The organism is Achromobacter sp. CSND-B12 (assembly GCF_052906545.1).
The window spans coordinates 4,407,496-4,426,364 of the sequence record NZ_JBREGJ010000001.1; the positions used below are offsets into that span (position 1 = coordinate 4,407,496).

At 63.4% G+C, this 18,869-nt stretch carries 16 protein-coding genes; 2 read left to right on the plus strand and 14 right to left on the minus strand.

From position 1 onward, the window contains the following. The first annotated feature begins 13 nt into the window (after window positions 1–13). The gene (locus ACUTAG_RS20845) at window positions 14–1,534 is read left to right on the plus strand and encodes a conjugal transfer protein TraG N-terminal domain-containing protein (protein WP_057380490.1); all 1,521 of its coding nucleotides are present in this window, start codon (window positions 14–16) and stop codon (window positions 1,532–1,534) included. Between the two features lie 11 nt (window positions 1,535–1,545). Here the strand turns inward: ACUTAG_RS20845 and ACUTAG_RS20850 are convergent, their stop codons facing one another. From ACUTAG_RS20850 to ACUTAG_RS20860, 3 genes are all read right to left on the minus strand, one after another. After that, window positions 1,546–1,911 (minus strand): DUF3742 family protein, encoded by a 366-nt coding sequence (locus tag ACUTAG_RS20850; protein ID WP_049232029.1) that lies wholly within the window; start codon window positions 1,909–1,911, stop codon window positions 1,546–1,548. 85 nt (window positions 1,912–1,996) lie between these two features. After that, the gene (locus ACUTAG_RS20855; RefSeq protein ID WP_057380489.1) at window positions 1,997–2,629 is read right to left on the minus strand and encodes an RES family NAD+ phosphorylase; all 633 of its coding nucleotides are present in this window, start codon (window positions 2,627–2,629) and stop codon (window positions 1,997–1,999) included. A gap of 12 nt (window positions 2,630–2,641) precedes the next feature. Beyond that, window positions 2,642–3,268, minus strand: a complete 627-nt coding sequence (locus ACUTAG_RS20860; protein WP_023093422.1) for a hypothetical protein — start codon at window positions 3,266–3,268, stop codon at window positions 2,642–2,644. A gap of 317 nt (window positions 3,269–3,585) precedes the next feature. Here ACUTAG_RS20860 and mobH point away from each other — a divergent pair, with 317 nt between their 5' ends. Further along, on the plus strand, window positions 3,586–5,424 hold the full coding sequence (mobH, locus tag ACUTAG_RS20865) for a MobH family relaxase (RefSeq protein WP_023093421.1): 1,839 nt from the start codon (window positions 3,586–3,588) through the stop codon (window positions 5,422–5,424). An 80-nt stretch (window positions 5,425–5,504) separates the two neighbouring features. Here mobH and ACUTAG_RS20870 read toward each other — a convergent pair whose 3' ends face one another. The 11 genes from ACUTAG_RS20870 to ACUTAG_RS20920 all read right to left on the minus strand — a co-directional run bounded on the left by ACUTAG_RS20870 (window position 5,505) and on the right by ACUTAG_RS20920 (window position 18,869). After that, window positions 5,505–8,156 (minus strand): excinuclease ABC subunit A, encoded by a 2,652-nt coding sequence (locus tag ACUTAG_RS20870; RefSeq protein ID WP_446650301.1) that lies wholly within the window; start codon window positions 8,154–8,156, stop codon window positions 5,505–5,507. Window positions 8,157–8,181: 25 nt separating this feature from the next. Next, window positions 8,182–10,047: a Na+/H+ antiporter NhaA gene (gene nhaA / locus ACUTAG_RS20875; RefSeq protein ID WP_049233167.1), complete on the minus strand. Its 1,866-nt coding sequence runs from the start codon at window positions 10,045–10,047 to the stop codon at window positions 8,182–8,184. Window positions 10,048–10,107: 60 nt separating this feature from the next. Beyond that, entirely contained in the window at window positions 10,108–11,421 is a 1,314-nt protein-coding gene (locus ACUTAG_RS20880) for a replication-associated recombination protein A (RefSeq protein ID WP_182964919.1), read from the minus strand. Between the two features lie 51 nt (window positions 11,422–11,472). After that, complete coding sequence (locus tag ACUTAG_RS20885; RefSeq protein ID WP_057380486.1) at window positions 11,473–12,780, minus strand: NAD(P)/FAD-dependent oxidoreductase; 1,308 nt, start codon at window positions 12,778–12,780, stop codon at window positions 11,473–11,475. Window positions 12,781–12,798: 18 nt separating this feature from the next. Next, window positions 12,799–13,629: an S-formylglutathione hydrolase gene (fghA, locus tag ACUTAG_RS20890; RefSeq protein ID WP_023464790.1), complete on the minus strand. Its 831-nt coding sequence runs from the start codon at window positions 13,627–13,629 to the stop codon at window positions 12,799–12,801. 58 nt (window positions 13,630–13,687) lie between these two features. Further along, window positions 13,688–15,022, minus strand: coding sequence for a DUF3422 family protein (locus ACUTAG_RS20895; RefSeq protein ID WP_057380485.1), 1,335 nt, complete (start codon window positions 15,020–15,022; stop codon window positions 13,688–13,690). A gap of 182 nt (window positions 15,023–15,204) precedes the next feature. Then, a complete protein-coding gene (locus ACUTAG_RS20900; RefSeq protein ID WP_009459624.1) occupies window positions 15,205–15,603 on the minus strand; it encodes a VOC family protein in 399 nt (132 codons plus the stop codon). Between the two features lie 43 nt (window positions 15,604–15,646). Then, a complete protein-coding gene (locus ACUTAG_RS20905; RefSeq protein ID WP_011871467.1) occupies window positions 15,647–16,756 on the minus strand; it encodes an S-(hydroxymethyl)glutathione dehydrogenase/class III alcohol dehydrogenase in 1,110 nt (369 codons plus the stop codon). A gap of 59 nt (window positions 16,757–16,815) precedes the next feature. Then, entirely contained in the window at window positions 16,816–17,091 is a 276-nt protein-coding gene (gene frmR / locus ACUTAG_RS20910) for a formaldehyde-responsive transcriptional repressor FrmR (RefSeq protein WP_007182548.1), read from the minus strand. A gap of 282 nt (window positions 17,092–17,373) precedes the next feature. Beyond that, window positions 17,374–18,264, minus strand: a complete 891-nt coding sequence (locus tag ACUTAG_RS20915) for a carbon-nitrogen hydrolase family protein (RefSeq protein WP_446650302.1) — start codon at window positions 18,262–18,264, stop codon at window positions 17,374–17,376. Further along, a complete protein-coding gene (locus tag ACUTAG_RS20920; RefSeq protein ID WP_446650303.1) occupies window positions 18,261–18,869 on the minus strand; it encodes a hypothetical protein in 609 nt (202 codons plus the stop codon). Before ACUTAG_RS20920 ends, ACUTAG_RS20915 begins: the two co-directional genes overlap by 4 nt.

An 18,869-nucleotide genomic window follows, 5' to 3' on the forward strand; every position in this document is an offset into this window, starting at 1 on the left:
GGAGGGCCGAGCCATGACGCTTTTCACGACCGACTACCTGGAGTACTACCTGACCCTGGTGTCCTGGATCGTCAACAACGGCATCTGGGCGGTACTGGTATCCAGCGGGGTATTCGCACTGCCCTTCGTGGCGATCATCGTGCAGGAATGGCTCAAGGCCCGTGCGGAGGGTGCCGACGAAGGCAACAAGGGCGTGCTCTCGGCCGCACGCATCGAGAACCGGGTGTTCGTCGCCATCGTAGTGGTGATGTTCGCCGGCATCCCCTTCATCGACGTGGACCTCAACACCATTCAGTACGACAGCTCGCGCTCGGCCCAGTGCCAGGTCAGCGTGCCGCAGCCCACGGATACCGGCTGGTCCCAGTCCTTCAGCACCATCAACAACCAGAGTGCCAAGGTGCCGGTCTGGTGGGCCTTCATGCACGCGCTCTCGCGCGCCGTCACCAGCGCCTCGGTGGCGGCAATCCCGTGCGGGACAGACCTGCGACAGATGCGCATGGAGATCGACGCTACCCGCATCAACGACCCGGTGCTGGCTCAGGAAGTGGCCGATTTCACACACGACTGCTACGGACCTGCACGCGCTAAATTGTTCATGGCACGGCCGGAGCTGGACGAAGCTCAAATGAACGACGTGACCTGGATCGGTTCGAGGTTTTTCACGGACACCGGCGGCTACTACGACAGCTACCGTTCCGGCACGGCACGCGAGTCATGGCCCTATGACGACACCCGCGACGCAGGGCTTGCGCAGGTGGCCAGTGGCGGCGGTTACCCGACCTGCAGGCAGTGGTGGGCCGATGGCAGCAACGGCCTGCGGGCACGGTTGCTGAGCCAGGTGGACCCCAGCTTGTTGAATCGCTTGGCGGGCTGGGCCGGGTTCCTGAGCCGTACCGAGGTGGACGATTCGGTGGTCCGTACCATCGCGTCACCGCGACAGCAGAAGCTCAACCAGGGTTCGGTCTATACCGACTACGGCGGCCAGATCGACAAGACCCTGCCGAACATCGTGACGCGGGCCACGGGGGATGTAGGAATGGCGGTCGGGGCACTTGCCGCATTTCCCGCCATGGACGTGGTGCGCCAGGCGCTGCCCATGGTGCTTGCCTTGCTCAAGATGGCACTGGTCATCTGCATCCCGCTGGTGCTAGTCGTGGGCACCTATGACCTGAAGACGGTCGTCACCGTCAGCGTCGTGCAGTTCGCGCTGTTCTTCACCGATTTCTGGTTCCAACTCGCACGCTGGATCGACAGCACCATCCTCGATGCACTCTATGGGTGGGGCTTCGGCTGGAACCGGCCACACACTAACTTCGATCCACTGGTGGGGCTGAACAATGCCTTTGGCGACCTGCTCCTGATGTTCGTCATGGGCACGATGTTCCTGGTCTTGCCGGGCTTTTGGCTTGCGAGTCTTACCTGGGTTGGGATTCGGGCCGGGCACGTCATCCAGGGGCTTTCAGATGGCAGCAAGAGCGCCGGCCAAGCAGGCGGTAAGGGCGCTGGGGCCCTTACCGGAGGTAAGCTGAAATAGCGCGGTGCCGATCAGTCGTCGGTGTACAACTCGTGCGACGTATCGTTGTACAGATTGGGATCGTAGCCGGGTGTCTTGCGTAGTTCGGTGAGGTCGGTGAACGGCCACTCGTCTTCTTCCGAGGTATTGGCAGCCGCCGCCCATCCCGCCACCACGACTCCCAGCAACACGAGTGCGAACCAGAAGGCGGCGTAGAGCAGCGCGCCCAGCACAGCCAGCTTGACCGCCCACAGCAGCACTGTGACACCAACCGAAGGCACCCCTTTGGCCACCAACCAATTCGATACCCGCCGTTCGCCACGCGCATAGGCACGCCATCCGCGGCCAAAGGCGCGGCCGATACGTTCTGCGGTGCTGGTGCGGGTTGTGGTGTTCATGGTCGTCTCCTGCTACTGAGGAATGCCTATTCCAGTGTGCTCCACTTCATTCCGTTTCGGGCTTCCAATGTGTCTTCTCGCTGCTTCAGGACGCTTCATCATCCGGTTCTATCGGGCCGGGGTCGGGTTCCACGCCGATGCGGTAGGTGGCAACGAAACGCGGCCAGTCCACATGGTCAATCAGATCGATGTCCTCGATGACGCTGACCTTCGTTCCCGCACGCTCGAACAGGGCGATGCTCTTGGCGGGATAGTTGTTGCGCGACGGATAGAGTACCCCGTCAAACAGAGGTTGGCCGTCGTCGCCGACCATCGCATGCACATGAGCGGACACCTGCTGCGTGTGCGTGTAGCCACGGCTGGCCAACTGCTCCAGGTTCAGGCCAAAGTAGCCCGCCATGACGCCTGGTGCCGTGAGATCGGCCAGAAGCACGTCGGCCATCACCCCTACGGCGCGCACCATCCTGCCCTGGACTTCTTTCAATGCGATCGAGCGCTTCGCGTCATCAAGCCACTGATGCTTGTGAAACACCGACTCCATCAGCGCCGTGGGCAGGTCGCGCCCCAGGTAGAGCACGCCGTAGGTCCGGGCAGGGTCGTCGTAGCGATTGGTGCTGCTGCGGCCATAGTACAGCGGGCTGCCCCGATAGACGACGCGGCTCACATGCTGGAGCAGTTCACCGGCATCGATCAGGAACGAAGGCAGCTCGTGGCTCATGGCAGTCTCGCTTCAATGCACCTGAACGCCCAGCACGTTGAACACGGCCTCGGCTACGTCGTCGATCGTGCCATGCGTCACCGCATCCACCGGCGAGCGACCGCCCAAGCCTTCGAGCGGTTCGGACAGTGCGCGGTAGATCGTCCAGTGATCGATACCCTCGACCTCCTGAAGCACGGTTTGGGTCAACTGCTGTTTCACCGGGTCGAGCTGCCAGTCGGGCAGCTTCTGACCGCGCGGCCCCACGTTCAGCGCCAGCAGCCGACGCGCGAGGATGTCCTTGTAGATCTGCTGGCGCGACTTGTCCGCCAGCTTGGCGAACTCCGCGGGCGGCAGGTTGTGCGGCTGGTTGAAGGTTTCCAGCAGCACGGCGCGGCCTCGCTGGACGTCGGTTTCATTCGGTGCCCAGCGCGTGTCGGCGCGCAGCGCGGCCGCCTTGCGTGCAAGGGCCTGCCCAACGGTCTCCCCCTGCAAGTTGGCGGGCAGTGTCACCGCTTCCACGCGCTCGTGGACGAACGCCTGCAACTCGGCCGCGAAAGCCGTGGCATCCCGGATTTCGACGGTATCCGCGAAGCGGCGTACATCTTCCACCGTGACGCGCGGCAGACGGTCGGCAATGAATTCAATGGCAGTGGGCATGGTCATCTCCCGAGTAGGTTTGAGACAGGCTCCACTCTAGTCGCCTTTGTCGCGTTTGTCAACTTTGACGCCTAGAGAGCAACCTACCCGGCGGAAGCAGCGCCTTCGCAGCATAGACCGAGGCCAGCGCCTGGTCGCCGTCCAATGCATTCGAGCGGGTTCCACATTGACGGTGGAGCCGCAGTCCAGGCCCCGCTATACCGAAACGGTTAAAGGCCAAAGGGTCGAAATGGCAAGGGAATGGGGTGCAAGGGGAAAGGCCCTACCTCGAAAAGGCCAAAAGGCCTCCCGGTCGGCCCGTCATTAGGACACCTCACATGCTCTCCCTGTTCCAGCGAAAACGGCCCCCGGTCGCTGCCGCACCGACGCCACCACCCGTCACCGACCTCCCGAAAGGGCTGCTGCGTCCTGAGTCGGCCGCATCGCTGCTGGCCACCCCACGCCGGCAGAAGCTGCTGGAGCACATCTGGCAGCGCACGTCGCTCTCACACCGGCAATTCGCCACCCTGTACCGCACGCCCCTGGAACGCTACGCCGAACTGGTCCAAGCCTTTCCGGCCTCCGAGGCGCATCACCATGCCTATCCGGGCGGCATGCTCGACCACGGCCTGGAGATCGTGGCCTACAGCCTGAAACTGCGGCAGTCCCATCTGCTGCCCATCGGTGCCAGTCCCGAAGACCAGGCGGCGCAGTCCGAAGCCTGGACCGCCGCCGTCGCCTATGCTGCGCTGCTCCACGATATTGGCAAGATCGCCGTCGATCTACACGTCGAACTGGCCGACGGCAGTACTTGGCATCCGTGGCATGGCCCGCTGCACCAGGCGTACCGATTTCGCTACCGTGACGACCGCGAATACCGCCTGCACAGCGCCGCAACAGGCTTGCTCTATCGCCAACTGCTCGACCGCCACGTCCTGGACTGGCTCAGCGACTATCCGGCTCTCTGGGCACCGCTGCTCTATGTGCTGGCCGGTCAGTACGAACATGCCGGTGTACTGGGGGAACTCGTCGTGCAAGCAGACCGGGCGTCGGTGGCCCAGGAGCTGGGCGGCGATCCGGCGCGCGCCATGGCCGCGCCCAAGCACGCACTGCAACGCAAGCTGCTGGACGGGTTGCGCTACCTGCTCAAGGAACAGTTGAAGCTGAACCAGCCGGAAGCCTCCGATGGCTGGCTCACCGAGGATGGTTTGTGGCTGGTGAGCAAGACAGTCTCGGACAAACTGCGCGCACACCTCCTGTCTCAGGGGATCGATGGCATTCCTGCGAACAACACCGCCGTGTTCAACGTGCTGCAGGACCACGGCATGCTCCAGCCCACCTCGGACGGCAAAGCGGTCTGGCGCGCGACCGTCACCAGCACGACCGGCTGGTCCCATTCGTTCACCCTGTTGCGTCTCGCTCCCGCGCTGATCTGGGAGTCTGGCGAGCGACCAGCACCTTTCGCAGGCACGGTAGAGATCGACGCGACGCCGGCGGAAAACGACGCCAGCATGTCGGCTCCCGCGCCAACCGTCTCGGTGAACCCAGCGCAGGGAGGTCAAGAGCCTCCAATTTGGGAGGACGACAGCACCACCATCGTTTCACCGCCCGCGGCCCAGCCCGTGCCCGACGTCATGGAGGACTTGCTCGCGATGGTGGGCTTGGGTGAGTCGGCCGGCGTTGGTCAGGATGCCGAAGAGTTCCTCCACCCTCCCGCGCCAGCAACAGCCGCGACGTCCATTCCATCACCTGTACCCGCGCCTACGCCTGGGTCATCGGCAACGAAGCCATCCGCGGAACAGTTCATGGTTTGGCTGAAGCAGGGAATCACCTCACGACGGCTCATCATCAACGACGCGAAGGCGCTCGTGCATACGGTGAATGACACGGCCTACCTGGTCAGCCCGGGTGTGTTCCAACGCTATGCGCAGGAGCATCCCGAAGTGGCCGCGCTCGCCAAGCAGGAGAATCAACAGGATTGGCAGTGGGTGCAGAAGCGCTTCGAGAAGCTGCAGCTACATCGCAAGCACCCCAATGGCCTGAACATTTGGACCTGTGAAGTCACGGGCCCGAGGAAGTCCCGCCGACTGCATGGCTACCTCCTTGAAGATGGGTCCTTGGCGTTCCCCGAAATACCGCCCAACAATCCCTATCTTGCTCTGACTCAGGAAGGATGACGCGATTCGGGCATTGATCGCCACCGTCGTTTGGCGACGATCAATACCCCGCGAAAGCTGGCAACATTTGGCGAACTGAGCTACTCGGCCCGCGCCAGCTCTTGGGCAAGGAACGGACCGGTTCTGCTGCCAGACGTTCGGGCCACCTGCTGAGGGGAACCCGCCACCACGATGCTGCCGCCGGCATTGCCCGCGCCGGGCCCCACGTCGATCACCCAGTCGGCCTGAGCCACCGCGCGCATGTCGTGCTCGATCATCACCACGGTGTTGCCGGCATCGACCAGGCGCTGCAACTGCACCAGCAGCCGGTCGGCATCCGACGCATGCAGCCCGGTGGTCGGCTCGTCGAGCACGTACAGGCTGCGTCCGCGCTGACTGCGCTGAAGTTCGGTCGCCAGCTTGATGCGCTGCGCCTCGCCACCAGAAAGCTCGGTCGCCGGCTGTCCCAGGCGCAGATAGCCCAGTCCAATATCGCGCAGCAGTTGTAAAGGCCTTGCCACAGCGTCTTCACCCGCGAAGAATTCGCTGGCCTCGTCCACGGTCATCTGCAGCACCTCGGCGATGTTGCGCCCGTTCCACTGCACCTTCAGCGTGGCCTCGTTGTAGCGTGCGCCATGGCACGTCGGGCACGGCGCGTACACGCTGGGCATGAACAGCAGTTCCACGCTGACGAAACCCTCGCCCTCGCAAGTCTCGCAGCGCCCCTTGGCGACGTTGAACGAGAACCGTCCGGCGTCATAGCGGCGGCGTCGCGCATCGGGCGTGGCGGCGAACAGCTTGCGCACATGGTCGAACAGGCCGGTGTAGGTGGCCAGGTTTGACCGCGGCGTGCGCCCGATCGGCTTCTGATCCACCTGCACCAGGCGCTGTATGGCATCCACGTCGCCGGCCAGATGACCGCCGGTTGCTTCGATCACTGCCGGCCCTTCGCTGGTGGCGCTTTCGGCCGCATCGTCTTCAGGCTCGTGGCCCAGGTGCAGCAGCACCAGTTCCGGCAGGGCCTGCGCGACGAGGCTGGACTTGCCCGAGCCGGAGATGCCGGTGACGGCCGTCAGCACGCCCAGCGGAATGCGTGCGTCCACGCCATGTAGGTTGTGACGATGGATGCCCTGAAGCTCCAGCCAGCCGGTCGCTTCGCGTGCCCGGCTTCCCGGCGCGGCGATTTCGTCGAACAGATAGCGGGCGGTGCGCGATTCGGCAATCTTGCGCAGGCCGTCCGGCTCGCCGCTGTAGAGCACGCGGCCGCCACGCTCCCCGGCATCCGGCCCCACATCCACCAGCCATTGCGCGCGGCGCATCAGGTCCAGGTCGTGCTCGACCACGAACACCGAGTTGCCGGCGTCACGCAGCCGGTCGAGCGCGTCGTACAGCGCCTGGCTGTCGGAGGGGTGCAGCCCCGCCGAGGGCTCGTCGAGCACATACACGACGCCGAACAGCAGGGAACTCAATTGCGTGGCCAGCCGCAGGCGCTGCAGCTCCCCGGCCGACAGCGTCGGCGTGGCCCGATCCAGCGTCAGGTAGCCCAGGCCCAGCCCGCGCAGTTGGCGCAGGCGTGCCATCACGCCACCGGCCAGGCGCTGCGCGGCGAGGCGCTTTTCTTCCGACAGTGCTGAGGTGCGGCGCACGTCGGGCGATACCGCATGGACGGCACGGCCGGAGGCCGCGCGTTCGGCACGGTCGCGCCGGGTCGCTTCCTTGTCCGTAGCAGCCCCCGCTGCATGGGCGCGGAAATCGCCCTGGGCAATGGGTTCGAGCAAGGCCGCCAACTGGTCCAGCGGCATCTGCATGAACGCGCCGATGTCCACGCCGGCGAAGGTGACCGACAGCGCCTCGGGCTTGAGCCGCTTGCCGTGGCAGGTTGGGCACGGCTTGCCCTCCATGAACCGGGACACGCGCTTTCTCATCAGCGCGCTCTGGGTGTTGGCGAAGGTATGCAGCACATATCGCCGGGCGCCGGTGAAGGTGCCCATGTAGCTCGGCTCCATCTTGCGCTTGAGCGCGGCGCGGGTTTCGGCCGGCGTGAAGCCCGCGTACACCGGCACCGTCGGTGTTTCCTCGGTGAACAGAATCCAGTCGCGGTCCTTCTTCGGCAGGTCCTTCCACGGTCGGTCAACGTCGTAGCCCATGCTGACCAGGATGTCGCGCAGGTTCTGGCCTTGCCAGGCGGGTGGCCAGGAGGCGATCGCCCGCTCGCGGATGCTCAGGGAGGGATCGGGCACCATGATGGCCTCGGTCACCTCGTACACATGGCCCAGGCCGTGGCAGGTCGGGCACGCTCCCTGCGGCGTGTTGGGCGAAAAATCCTCGGCGTACAGCATCGGCTGGTTGGCCGGATAGGCGCCGGCGCGCGAATACATCATCCGCACCAGGCTGGACAGGGTGGTCACACTGCCCACGGAGGAACGCGCGTTGCTGGAGCCACGCTGCTGCTGCAGCGCCACCGCCGGCGGCAGGCCGTCGATCGCATCGACGTCGGGCACGCCGGCCTGGTCGATCAATCGCCGCGCATAGGGGGCCACCGACTCGAAGTAACGTCGCTGAGCCTCGGCATAGATGGTGCCGAAGGCCAGCGAGGACTTCCCGGAGCCGGAGACTCCCGAGAACACCACGAGCGCGTTACGCGGGATAGAAACGTCCACCTCTTTGAGGTTGTTCTCGCGCGCCCCGCGCACCTGCACGAGGCCGCTGGCCGCAGCGGTACAAGAGGATTCACCGAAAGAATTTTTTGGCATGTTCTTATCCTGTAGTTCGTCCCGCTCAGGACGGGACTTCCTGAGTTCGTGGGCCGCGGCGACTGGCTTCGAGCGCCGCGGTGACAGTGCGGGCGTCGTAGCTGCCGCGCAGACGACGACCCTCGACGAAGAACGTCGGCGTGGCGTGCGCACCGCTGGCGACCGCACTGGCGAGGTCGCGCTCGACACGCTCGATCACCGCGGTGCTGTCGAGATCCGCGATGAACCGTTCGACGTCGAGCCCAAGCTCGGCGGCGTAGCCGATCAGATGCTCGCGCTCCAGCGCATGCTGACGGGTGAACACGAAGTCCAGCCACGGCCAGAACATCCCCTGGTTCGCCGCTGCCTCGGACGCCCGCGCGGCGATCGGCCCGTGCGGGTGGTGCGGCAGATGGCGCACCACATACCGCAGGTCGTCCCCGAAGTGGGCACGCAGATCGTCCCAAGAACCGGTCGCGTGCGCACAGTACGCGCACTCGAAGTCCACGTACTCGACGAGTGTGAGCTGGGCGTCCTCCGGCCCGCGGATGTGATCGATCTCCGGATCGACCGGTGGCTCAAGCACCATCGGCAGGTCAGCGGTCTTCTCACCCCACCGCTTGGCGGCGACCTTGAAGATCAGCCACCCGAGCAACGTGGCGAACACCATCGACACGAGCACGCCGACCGTCGCCTGGCGGCCCAGGTCGGAGGTCGTGCCGAACGCGAGCCCGATGATCAGCAGCGACACGGTGAAGCCGATCCCGGACAGTGCCGCACCACCGAACACGCTCCCCACCCCGACGCCCTCGGGCAGCCGGCCCAGGCCGAGACGGACGGCGACGAGAGTGATGAGCCCGATGCCCAGGAGCTTGCCGAGCACGAGCCCTGCGATGACGCCCCACGTGACTGGCGAGCCGAAGGCCTCGGCGAGCAGCCCGCCACGCACGTCCACTCCGGCGTTCGCCAAGGCGAACACCGGCACGATCAGCAGCGCCGTCGGCAGCCGCAGGAACTCGTGCAATCGCTCGTTCACCGAGATACCCCGGGACAGCCCGCAGTCCACCGCGCGGGCCGATGCGGCACTCGGAGACTGCCAGAAGTCGCGGAACAGTTGTTTTGCCGCGACGACCTTGTGACGTTGCGTCGCGTAGGCGGGGATCAGCAGCCCCGCGGCCATCCCGGCGAGAGAGGCATGGATGCCGGAGTACACGGTTGCGAGCCACAGCACGATCACGATCAGCACATACGGCATTGCCCGCCACTGGCGGGTGCGCCCTAGCCACCACAACGCAACGAGACTGGCGAGGGCGATCAACAACGGGACGATCCGAATCTCCTCGCTATAGACGATGCCGATGATGGACACGGCGAGGAAGTCATCGACCACGGTCAGGGTGAGCAGGAACACGCGCAACTGACCAGATAGCCGCGGGCCGACGATCGCCAGGGTGCCCAGCATGAATGCCGTATCGGTGCCGACCACCGCCCCCCACCCGTGCAGGCCCTCACTTCCGGCCAGCCCCACGATCAGGACATACACCAGCGCGGGAAGCACGACACCTGCGACACCCGCGATCAGAGCGAGACGGGCACGGCTGCGGTCCCTGAGCGATCCGTGGGCGAACTCCTGACGCACCTCCAGGCCGATCAGGAAGAAGAAGACCACCATCAGGCCGTCGTTGACCCAGTGATGCAGATCCATGTGCAGGCCCAGCGGCCCGAAGTCAAACCCGACGTCCAGGTGCCACAACGCGAAATAGGCATCGGATAGCGGCGAGTTCGCCCACGCCAGCGCCACGACCGTGACGATCACCAGCAGCACCGCAGCACCAGACTCCGTGCGCAGATAGCGGGCAACGCGTCCCCGGCTGATATTCGCCGAGGATGCACCGAAAGAAGTGGCTGACATGTTCTTATCCTGTTCCTGTAGTTCGTGAAGGCGCGATGAGCCGGTTTCGGAGGCGACCGGTCAGGCGTCCGCCTCTGGCAGCGTCCCATCATCCAGCGAGCGCAGCCAAGTAAGCCTTTCTCCCAGCCTGCGCTCAACACCTCTGTCCGTTGGCTGATACCAGCCCGGCCGCGCCACGCCCTCGGGAAAGTAGCTTTGCCCAGCGGCATAGCCGTTGGGCTCGTCATGGGCGTAGCGGTAGCCTTCGTGATACCCCATCTGCTGCATCAGCTTCGTCGGCGCATTGCGAAGATGGAGAGGCACAGGCAGGGAGCCGCTGTTCTTGACGAAGGCCTTCGCCTTGTTCCAGGCGGCATAGGCAGCGTTCGACTTGGGGGCGGCAGCAAGGTAGGTCGCCGCGTGGGCAATCGGTATTTCGCCTTCGGGGGAACCCAGCCTCTCATAAGCCAGCGCGGCATTGAGCGCCAGTTGCAGCGCCTGCGGGTCGGCATTGCCGATGTCTTCGCTGGCCACTACCACCATGCGGCGGGTCACCTGGCTGACGTCGCCGCTACCGTCGAGGATGCGGGCCAGCCAATACAGGGCCGCATCAGGGTCGGAGCCCCGTAGCGATTTGTGGAAGGCTGAGAGCTGCCAGTAGAACTCGTCGCCGCCCTTGTCGAACCTGCGCAGCGATGGACTGGTGGACAGCCTGGCGAACTCGCCATCGACCACGGTCTTGCCAGCGCCCGACGCAGCATTCGTCACCTGCTCAAGCAGATTGAGGAAGCGCCTGCCATCGCCATCGGCAAAGCCCTTGAGCAGATCCAGCGCGTCCGCGTCCAACGCGACGCCCTGGAGATGCGGCAGTGCGCGTTCGTAGAGCTGGTTCAGGTCGTCGCCGGACAGCGGTTCGAGGGTATAGACCTGTGCGCGCGAGAGCAGAGCGGAATTGACCGCCAGCCCCGGATGCTCGGTCGTCCCCCCCACCAGGGTCAGGAGCCCCGACTCGACATGGGGCAGCAGGGCATCCTGCTGCGCCTTGTTGAAGCGATGGATCTCATCGACGAAAAGCACCGTCGATCGACCATGGTTGTCCAGTTCTGCCTGGGCCTCGTCGATGGCTTGCCGGATGTCCTTCACCCCGGCAAGCACGGCCGAGATGGCGATGAATCGGCTGTCGGTCGCACTGGCGGCCAGGCGCCCCAAGGTGGTCTTGCCCACGCCTGGCGGCCCCCAGAGGATGAACGAGTGCAACTTGCCCGCCTCGAACGCGAGACGAAGCGGCTTGCCGGGGCCGAGCAAGTGCCGTTGCCCGACGAATTCATCCAGCGTCTTGGGCCGCAGGAGTTCGGCCAAGGGAGGCTTGGGCTTTGTCGTGAATAGATCGGTCAAGTTCCTCTCCCTGGCATTTCTGATAGTTGACGTTCCGATAAGGTGGGCACCTCAATCCAGAGAGCCGGATTTATCCAACGCCGTGGGCTCTTTGTCGCTAATCGCATGCATGATGATGCGAGAGCCACGGTAGCCGATGCTATGGTTCCATACCCAGCTCAACGCGACGCTGAGACGATTTCGCGTACCGATCAGAAAGTAGATATGCGCGAGCTTCCAGATCCACCACGCAAAGGCTCCACGCAGCTTAACCCGCCCCATGTCAATTACGGCCAGGCTGCGGCCGATGGTGGCCAGGTTCCCCTGATGCCGGTATTTGAAAGGCCCGTCAGCGGGCTTGTCTTTCAAACGCCGTTCAATGAGGTTGGCGACGTACTTACCTTGCTGTTTGGCGGCGGGGGCGATGCCCGGTACGGGCTTCCCATCGGCCATGGTGCACGAGGCGGTATCGCCGATGGCGAAGACCTCCGGGCGACCGGCCACCGTCAGGTCGGGACCAACGACCACTCGACCCGCACGATCAGACGCAGCACCCAACCAGCGAGCCGCGGGAGACGCCTGGACGCCGGCGGCCCAAACGATGGTCTTGGCCGAAAGAGGCTTGCCGCCATACACCACGCCGTCGGCCGAGCATTCGGTGACCGGCGTACCCAGCACGACCTCGACCCCGAGCTTTTCGAGTGCCTGGCGCGTATAGGCCGAAAGATCCTCTGGAAAGACGGACAACAGACGCGGGCCCGCCTCGATCAGTACAACCCGGGACGTGCTCGGGTCGATCGAGCGGAAGTCACGCGCCAGCGTGTCTCGTGCAAGCTCGGCGATGGTCCCGGCCAATTCAACCCCGGTGGGACCACCACCGATGATGACGAACGTCTGCAGCGCGGCACGCTGCTGAGGATCGCTCGTGCGCTCGGCCTCCTCGAAAGCCGCGAGGATTCGGCCTCGAATGGTCGTAGCATCTTCCAGCGTCTTCAACCCCGGCGCGAAAGCCCCCCATTCGTCGTGTCCGAAATAGGCATGGGTAGCACCTGTCGCGAGTACGAGCGTGTCATAGGTTTGGCGCGAGCCATTGTTGAGAATGACCTGACGCGCGTCCTGGTCGATACCTTCCACTTCCGCCATCAAGGTGTTCACTTCCGGGCGATTTCGGAATAGATAGCGAATAGGCCAGGCGATCTCGGATGTCGAAAGTGACGCACCTGCAACCTGGTAAAGCAAGGGTTGGAACAGGTGATGATTGCGCCGATCGATGATCGTCACATCGACCTCGGCACCAGCAAGCTGGTTGGCAACCTCGATCCCGCCGAAGCCCGCTCCGATAATGACGACGTGATGTCGGTTTTTGGAGGTCTTTGTCATGACCTGATCTCCTCTCTCTCAGCGTTTCAGCGCCGATGCGTGGTGTGCCATATGCTCGCCAATGAAACTGGCAATGAAGTAGTAGCTGTGGTCGTAGCCTGGGCGCAGATTCAACGTGAGCGGGTGCCCCGTCTCGTCGCAGGCCTTGCGCAGCAGATCGGGCTGAAGCTGACTCTCCAGGAACTCGTCGCCCAAACCCTGGTCCACCAGCAACGGCAAACGCTCCTGCACGGTGCGAATCAGCTCCACGGTGTCGTACTGCTTCCACGCCTCCCGGTCGCTGCCCAGGTACGCCTCGAAGGCCTTGTGTCCCCAGGGAACCTGGGTGGGGGCGACGATGGGCGAGAAGGCCGAGACGCTTCGATAACGGCCCGGGTTGCGCAGGGCGATGACCAGAGCACCGTGCCCCCCCATGGAATGGCCACTGATGCTCCGCTCCGCTGTCACGGGAAAGTGGGCCTCGATCAGCGCCGGTAGTTCCTGCACGACGTAGTCATACATCCGATGATTCGCAGCCCAGGGTTCCTGTGTTGCATTGACGTAGAAACCCGCCCCCTGTCCGAGGTCATAGGCGGGATCGTCGGCAACGCCTTCGCCGCGAGCGCTGCTATCGGGCGCGACGACGGCAATGCCATGCTCGGCGGCGTAGCGCTGGACGGCGGACTTGGTGATGAAGTTCTGCTCGGTGCAGGTGAGGCCTGAAAGCCAGTACAGCACCGGCACCTTGCCGTGTTGTGCCTGCGGAGGCAGATAGACGCCGACTTTCATCGTGCAACCGAGCGTCGTGGATTCATGCTGATAAACGTCCTGCCAACCATCAAAGCTGGCGTGATGTTCGATGCGTTCCATGTAGTTCTCCTATGTTCAAAGGAACGGCGCAGCTCTCGCGCGCCAGGACGGCAGCTCGTCAGGAAGATTTTTCTTCCGCTGCCGTGTCGCCGTGGGCGTGTCTGATCCTGCGCACGATCCACCAGATCGTGAGCATCACCGCAGGCACCAGAACCGCCATCACCGGCGCCACGCTGTCGTGAACCATCGGAATGCCCTTGAGCAAATAGCCGAGAAGACTCACGACGTAATAAGAAATTGCCGCGACCGACAGGCCTTCGACGGTTTGCTGAAGGCGCAACTGCATCTTGGCCCGGTTGTTCATCGACGCAAGCAGATCGCGGTTCTGGCGTTCAAGCTCGACGTCGATCCAGGAACGCAGCAACGCGATGGCCCGGGTCAGCTTGTCGGAGAGCTTGGCCTGACGCTCCTTTACGGATTGGCATGTCCGCATGGCGGGAGCGATGCGACGCTGCAGGAAATCCGCCCAGGTGCAGTACCCGGATACGGCCTCTTCCGAAAGCGCTGCCAGCCTTTCCTCGACGATCTCGTAGTAGGCACGGCTGGCGCCGAAGCGATAGAGATTCGCCGCAACGCCAGCTTCCAGCTCGGCAGCCAGGCCGGTTAATTCGGACAGCAGCACGTCGCTGTCGCGCCGTTCCACCAAGCTCGTACACATCTCGTCGGTGATCGCCGCAAGGCGCGACTCCATGCGTCGCAGCTCCGACGTCATCGATCGTGTCAACGGCAGGGACAGCAACGCCAAGGTGCGGTAAGTCTCGATCTCCAGCAGACGTTGAGCCAGCGCACCGGCCCGCGCCGGGGTCAAATCACGGGCCAGGACGAGGATCTGCGTCAGGCCATCCTCATCCTGTCGGAAGTCGGTCAGGATGGCGGCAGAGCCGTTCTCCACCAGCGAGTAGCACAGGCTGGCAGGATCGAAGCGATAGGCCTCCTTCTCCGTTTCCGGCGTCCACGGAAGAAGTCTCAAACGGATGCCGGATACGACCGGGCCGGGAGGAACAAATCCATGCTTGAAAGGATTTTCGCCGCACGGCTCTCCCGTCTCGGAATCCAGCGAAGCGCACCAGAGATACGTCGAGAACTCGGTGTGCTTTTCGCAGTGCAGGTCTCCTTCGTCCCATGTCACGCCGTGAAGCGGCGTAGCATGGTCGGGTTCGGCAACGCCGAAGCGATGAGACAACTCGCTCATCGCCACCTGATCCTTGGCCACGTCGCCTTCGGTCATGAAAGCGAGCTGCAATATGCCGCGGGGGGCCTGAATCAACAGATGCGGGCGCGCATGCACTTCACCCACGGCGGCAGCACGATCGGTATAGGCCGGCATGCCGTACACGGTGGCGGTCGGGGTGGGTTGTACGGTCGTCGTATTGATGTTGGCCGGCTCTTTCATAACGACCTCATTTCTTCTTGGTTGGAAAACACGCTTCAAAGCAAATGCCCGCAGCCATGCGTTTCGCACATGGCTGCGGGCCGATCTTCATGAGCAGGCACCGCTCTACACGGTCCGTCTAATAGGCTCGCCGTGTAGAGGCTTGTGCTGGCCCTTTCAGAACGCCCTCAGCTTCCTAGCTTTCAGACGAAGGTGTACGAGCAAACCTTGTTGCCCGCCGGATCACGCAGGTAGGCCGCATAGGCACCCGGCAGGTGGCCACGCGGGCCAGGCTGGCCCTCGTCGGTGCCGCCTGCGGCAAGGCCGGCGGCGTGGAAGGCATCCACTTCGGCGGGAGTGGCGGCCGCAAAGCCGACCGTCACGCCGTTGCTCGAAGGCGCTTCACCATTGCCCGGACGGGCAATGATGAAAGCCGGCTTTTCGCGACCGAAAAGCACCCATCCGTTGCCGAAAGGACCGAGGTTCTTGATGCCGAGAGCACCCAGAGCGGCGTCGTAGAACGCGGCCGACTTCTGGACGTCGGCGGCGCCGATGAAGACGTGCGAGAAGATGCCGTCGCCGGAAATGACAGGAGTGGACATGGTTAGTTTCCTTGATGGTTGGTGTTGAATGGATAGTGGGTGATCAGTAGTGGATCACCGTGCGAATCGACTTGCCTTCATGCATCAGGTCGAAGGCGTGGTTGATCTCGTCGAGACCCATGGTGTGGGTGACGAACGGGGCGAGATCGATCTCGCCTTTCATTGCGTCTTCCACCATGCCCGGAAGTTGGGTACGCCCCTTGACCCCGCCGAAAGCAGAGCCCTTCCAAGTCCGGCCGGTGACCAACTGGAACGGACGGGTCGAGATTTCCTTGCCGGCACCGGCGACCCCGATGACGATCGACTGGCCCCAGCCACGGTGGGCAGCTTCCAGAGCCGAACGCATGACGTTGACGTTGCCGATGCACTCGAAGGTGTGATCGACACCCCAGCCGGTCATCTCGATCAGAACCTCGTGAATCGGCTTGTCGAAGTCCTTCGGGTTGAGGCATTCGGTCGCGCCGAAGGTACGAGCCAGCTCGAACTTCGCCGGATTGGTATCGATGGCGATGATGCGGCCCGCTTTGGCCTGGCGCGCACCCTGAATCGCAGCGAGACCGATGCCGCCGAGGCCGAAGATGGCCACCGAGTCGCCGGGCTGTACCTTGGCCGTGTTGTGCACGGCGCCGATGCCGGTGGTCACGCCGCAGCCCAGCAGGCAGACGTGTTCGGGATTGGCGTCCGGATTGATCTTGGCCAGCGAGACTTCGGCGACGACCGTGTATTCGCTGAAGGTCGAGCAGCCCATGTAGTGGTAAAGCGGCTGACCGTTGTACGAGAAGCGAGTCGTACCATCGGGCATCAGCCCCTTACCCTGGGTTGCGCGAACCGCGACACACAGGTTGGTCTTGCCGGACTTGCAGAACAGGCACTCGCCGCACTCGGCGGTATAGAGCGGAATGACGTGATCGCCAGGCTTCACGCTGGTCACACCTTCACCCACCTCCACGACGATGCCCGCACCTTCATGCCCCAGCACGACCGGGAAGAGACCTTCGGGGTCGTCGCCCGACAGAGTGAAGGCGTCGGTATGGCAAACGCCGGTGTTCGTGATCTTGATGAGCACCTCGCCCTTGCGCGGCGGCTCGACGTCGATCTCGACGATTTCCAGCGGCTTTCCTGGCCCGAAGGCAACTGCTGCACGTGATTTCATGATGTCGCTTCCTTTACTAGCTAACTAAATTTGCCCTCATCGAGGGCACCCTGGTGCCTCTACCGCAGATAGGAGCGGACGATAGAGATGGTCTCGTCAATGGACTTGTTCTGCGAATCGCTCCTGATTTCGCTACTGGGAAACTCTTCCCGCAGATAGCTCTCCAGAACGGTCGCCATCAATCCGTTGACTGCCCCACGAACGGCCGCAAGCTGCTGAAGAATTGCAGGGCATTCCGCACCTGCATCGAGCGCTTGCTCAAGAGTCGCGACCTGACCTTTGATGCGCCGGATGCGCGTCAGGGCTTGCTTCTTTTCTTCCGGGCTATGTGGCATCGAACACCTCTCAACTTGGGTACACCGCCGCATTATACAATACTCCCCCATAGTATATGCGGCCGAACTTCGCCACAAATTCTGTGCTCTTCGAGCACTCTTACAGGCTAGTACAGGTTTGTTCCCAAGAAGCGCAAAATATTCAAATCAATGAATATTTCTTGCATGTACCGACAGCATCGGGGCAAGTTCAAAACTGGTCAAACTGGAAAAATCTATGCTCAGATAGATATGGCCTATCTAAACCAACTCATCGAGCTGAAGCTATCAAGATGAGACCGGCTAGGCGACCTGACGACCCGAGTACCGAGCCTTCCGCAGTGCAGGCAACATCTGGCCGTCCCAGTCGCGATCGACGGCAACCTGGGCCTGTTCCTGGTTTCGTTCGAGCGCATCGACGTCAAGATCTGTGATTGCCCATGCCTGCGTGCCGCACGTCGTCGCGAGAATGCCGTCCTCAGGGAATCCGCGATCCATGGGTGCGTAGATCGTTGCCTCGCCAGTGTTCGTGTCCAGCGCCGGACTCCAGTCGGCGGCTCCGGTCGTCACGGCCTGCGCGATGAACATTCGGTTCTCCAGTGCCCGCGCCATGCAGCCCACACGGACGCGGGTTGCACCGGCTTGGGTGTCGGTACAGCTCGGGACCAGCAGCAGGCGCACTCCCGCCTCTCGCTGGGCTCGCACGGGCAATGGAAACTCGCTGTCGTAGCAGACAGCGATGCCGGCACGCACGCCATTCAGGTCGAACACCTTGAGTTCGTCGCCACCCTCGATGACGCCGGTGTCTTTCTCGAACCCCGTCAACTGCAATTTGTCCTGGTAGTCACGCGTGCCGTCCGGCGCAAACCACCACGCCCGGTTGCGATAGCGATCAGGTCCAACCCGGGTCAAGAACGTACCGGCCTGAATGGTCATGCGCAGCTCGCGCGACAGGTCGGCGTACAGTGCCAGCCACGCAGGCTGCAAGGCCTGCAGCGCGGCCAGCGAGGCGTTGAAATCCTGCCGGATGCCAGGCTCGAACATCGCAGCCAGTTCGAGGGACAGATATTCGGGCAACACGGCCAGTTCCGCTCCGGCATGGCACGCCTCCTCCAGAACCCGCCGCTGCCGCGCTGCGAATGCCTCGAAGCCCGTGGGCTGCCCCACCGCGTATTTCGCCACTGCCACTTTCATTTCGCGTTCTCCAGGGCGTGCAGCCACATCGTGAGCATCTGCTCGGTTTCGCTCGGTTCGCCCACCTGCTTCCAGGGCAGCGTAACCTTCATGTCCGGCTGCCGCACGTAGCCACGACGGGTCCAGAAAGGATCATTACTGCGGTAGTTGGAAGGACGTCGGGGATCGTCGTCTGCTCGATCCACCGACGCGAATGATGTCCACTGCATGCCGCCCAACGAACGGGCATGCGCTTCGCGTTCGTCAAAGAAGCGGTGACCCAGGCCAAGACCCCGAAAGGCCGGGAGCAGCACTGATTCGCCGCAGTAAAACACTGCCTCCATCGGGATTCCTCGATCGGCGAACGGCACCTGGAAGGCCGGCTCCGCATCGCCGAGCGGCAACCCCGTGGACGCACCCACGACCACGTCATCAGCGAGCGCGAGCACCAGCAGGCTGTCTGCCGAACGGGCGTACATGGAAAGGTAGTGCTTCTCGTATTCGATGTCGCCCTCGTACAGGTATGGAAAGCTGCGGAAGACCTTCGCCCGCAGATGTGCCACGGTGTCGAACCATTCGGCAATGTCCCGCCCACGACGAACCAGCACCTGCACGTTGCTGGTCAT

Coding starts and splice junctions, on each gene's coding strand:
- ACUTAG_RS20845 (WP_057380490.1), top strand. CDS start 14: ATGACGCTTTTCACGACCGACTACCTGGAGTACTACCTGACCCTGGTG.
- ACUTAG_RS20850 (WP_049232029.1), bottom strand. CDS start 1,911: ATGAACACCACAACCCGCACCAGCACCGCAGAACGTATCGGCCGCGCC.
- ACUTAG_RS20855 (WP_057380489.1), bottom strand. CDS start 2,629: ATGAGCCACGAGCTGCCTTCGTTCCTGATCGATGCCGGTGAACTGCTC.
- ACUTAG_RS20860 (WP_023093422.1), bottom strand. CDS start 3,268: ATGCCCACTGCCATTGAATTCATTGCCGACCGTCTGCCGCGCGTCACG.
- mobH (WP_023093421.1), top strand. CDS start 3,586: ATGCTCTCCCTGTTCCAGCGAAAACGGCCCCCGGTCGCTGCCGCACCG.
- ACUTAG_RS20870 (WP_446650301.1), bottom strand. CDS start 8,156: ATGCCAAAAAATTCTTTCGGTGAATCCTCTTGTACCGCTGCGGCCAGC.
- nhaA (WP_049233167.1), bottom strand. CDS start 10,047: ATGTCAGCCACTTCTTTCGGTGCATCCTCGGCGAATATCAGCCGGGGA.
- ACUTAG_RS20885 (WP_057380486.1), bottom strand. CDS start 12,780: ATGACAAAGACCTCCAAAAACCGACATCACGTCGTCATTATCGGAGCG.
- fghA (WP_023464790.1), bottom strand. CDS start 13,629: ATGGAACGCATCGAACATCACGCCAGCTTTGATGGTTGGCAGGACGTT.
- ACUTAG_RS20895 (WP_057380485.1), bottom strand. CDS start 15,022: ATGAAAGAGCCGGCCAACATCAATACGACGACCGTACAACCCACCCCG.
- ACUTAG_RS20900 (WP_009459624.1), bottom strand. CDS start 15,603: ATGTCCACTCCTGTCATTTCCGGCGACGGCATCTTCTCGCACGTCTTC.
- ACUTAG_RS20905 (WP_011871467.1), bottom strand. CDS start 16,756: ATGAAATCACGTGCAGCAGTTGCCTTCGGGCCAGGAAAGCCGCTGGAA.
- frmR (WP_007182548.1), bottom strand. CDS start 17,091: ATGCCACATAGCCCGGAAGAAAAGAAGCAAGCCCTGACGCGCATCCGG.
- ACUTAG_RS20915 (WP_446650302.1), bottom strand. CDS start 18,264: ATGAAAGTGGCAGTGGCGAAATACGCGGTGGGGCAGCCCACGGGCTTC.
- ACUTAG_RS20920 (WP_446650303.1), bottom strand. CDS start 18,869: ATGACCAGCAACGTGCAGGTGCTGGTTCGTCGTGGGCGGGACATTGCC.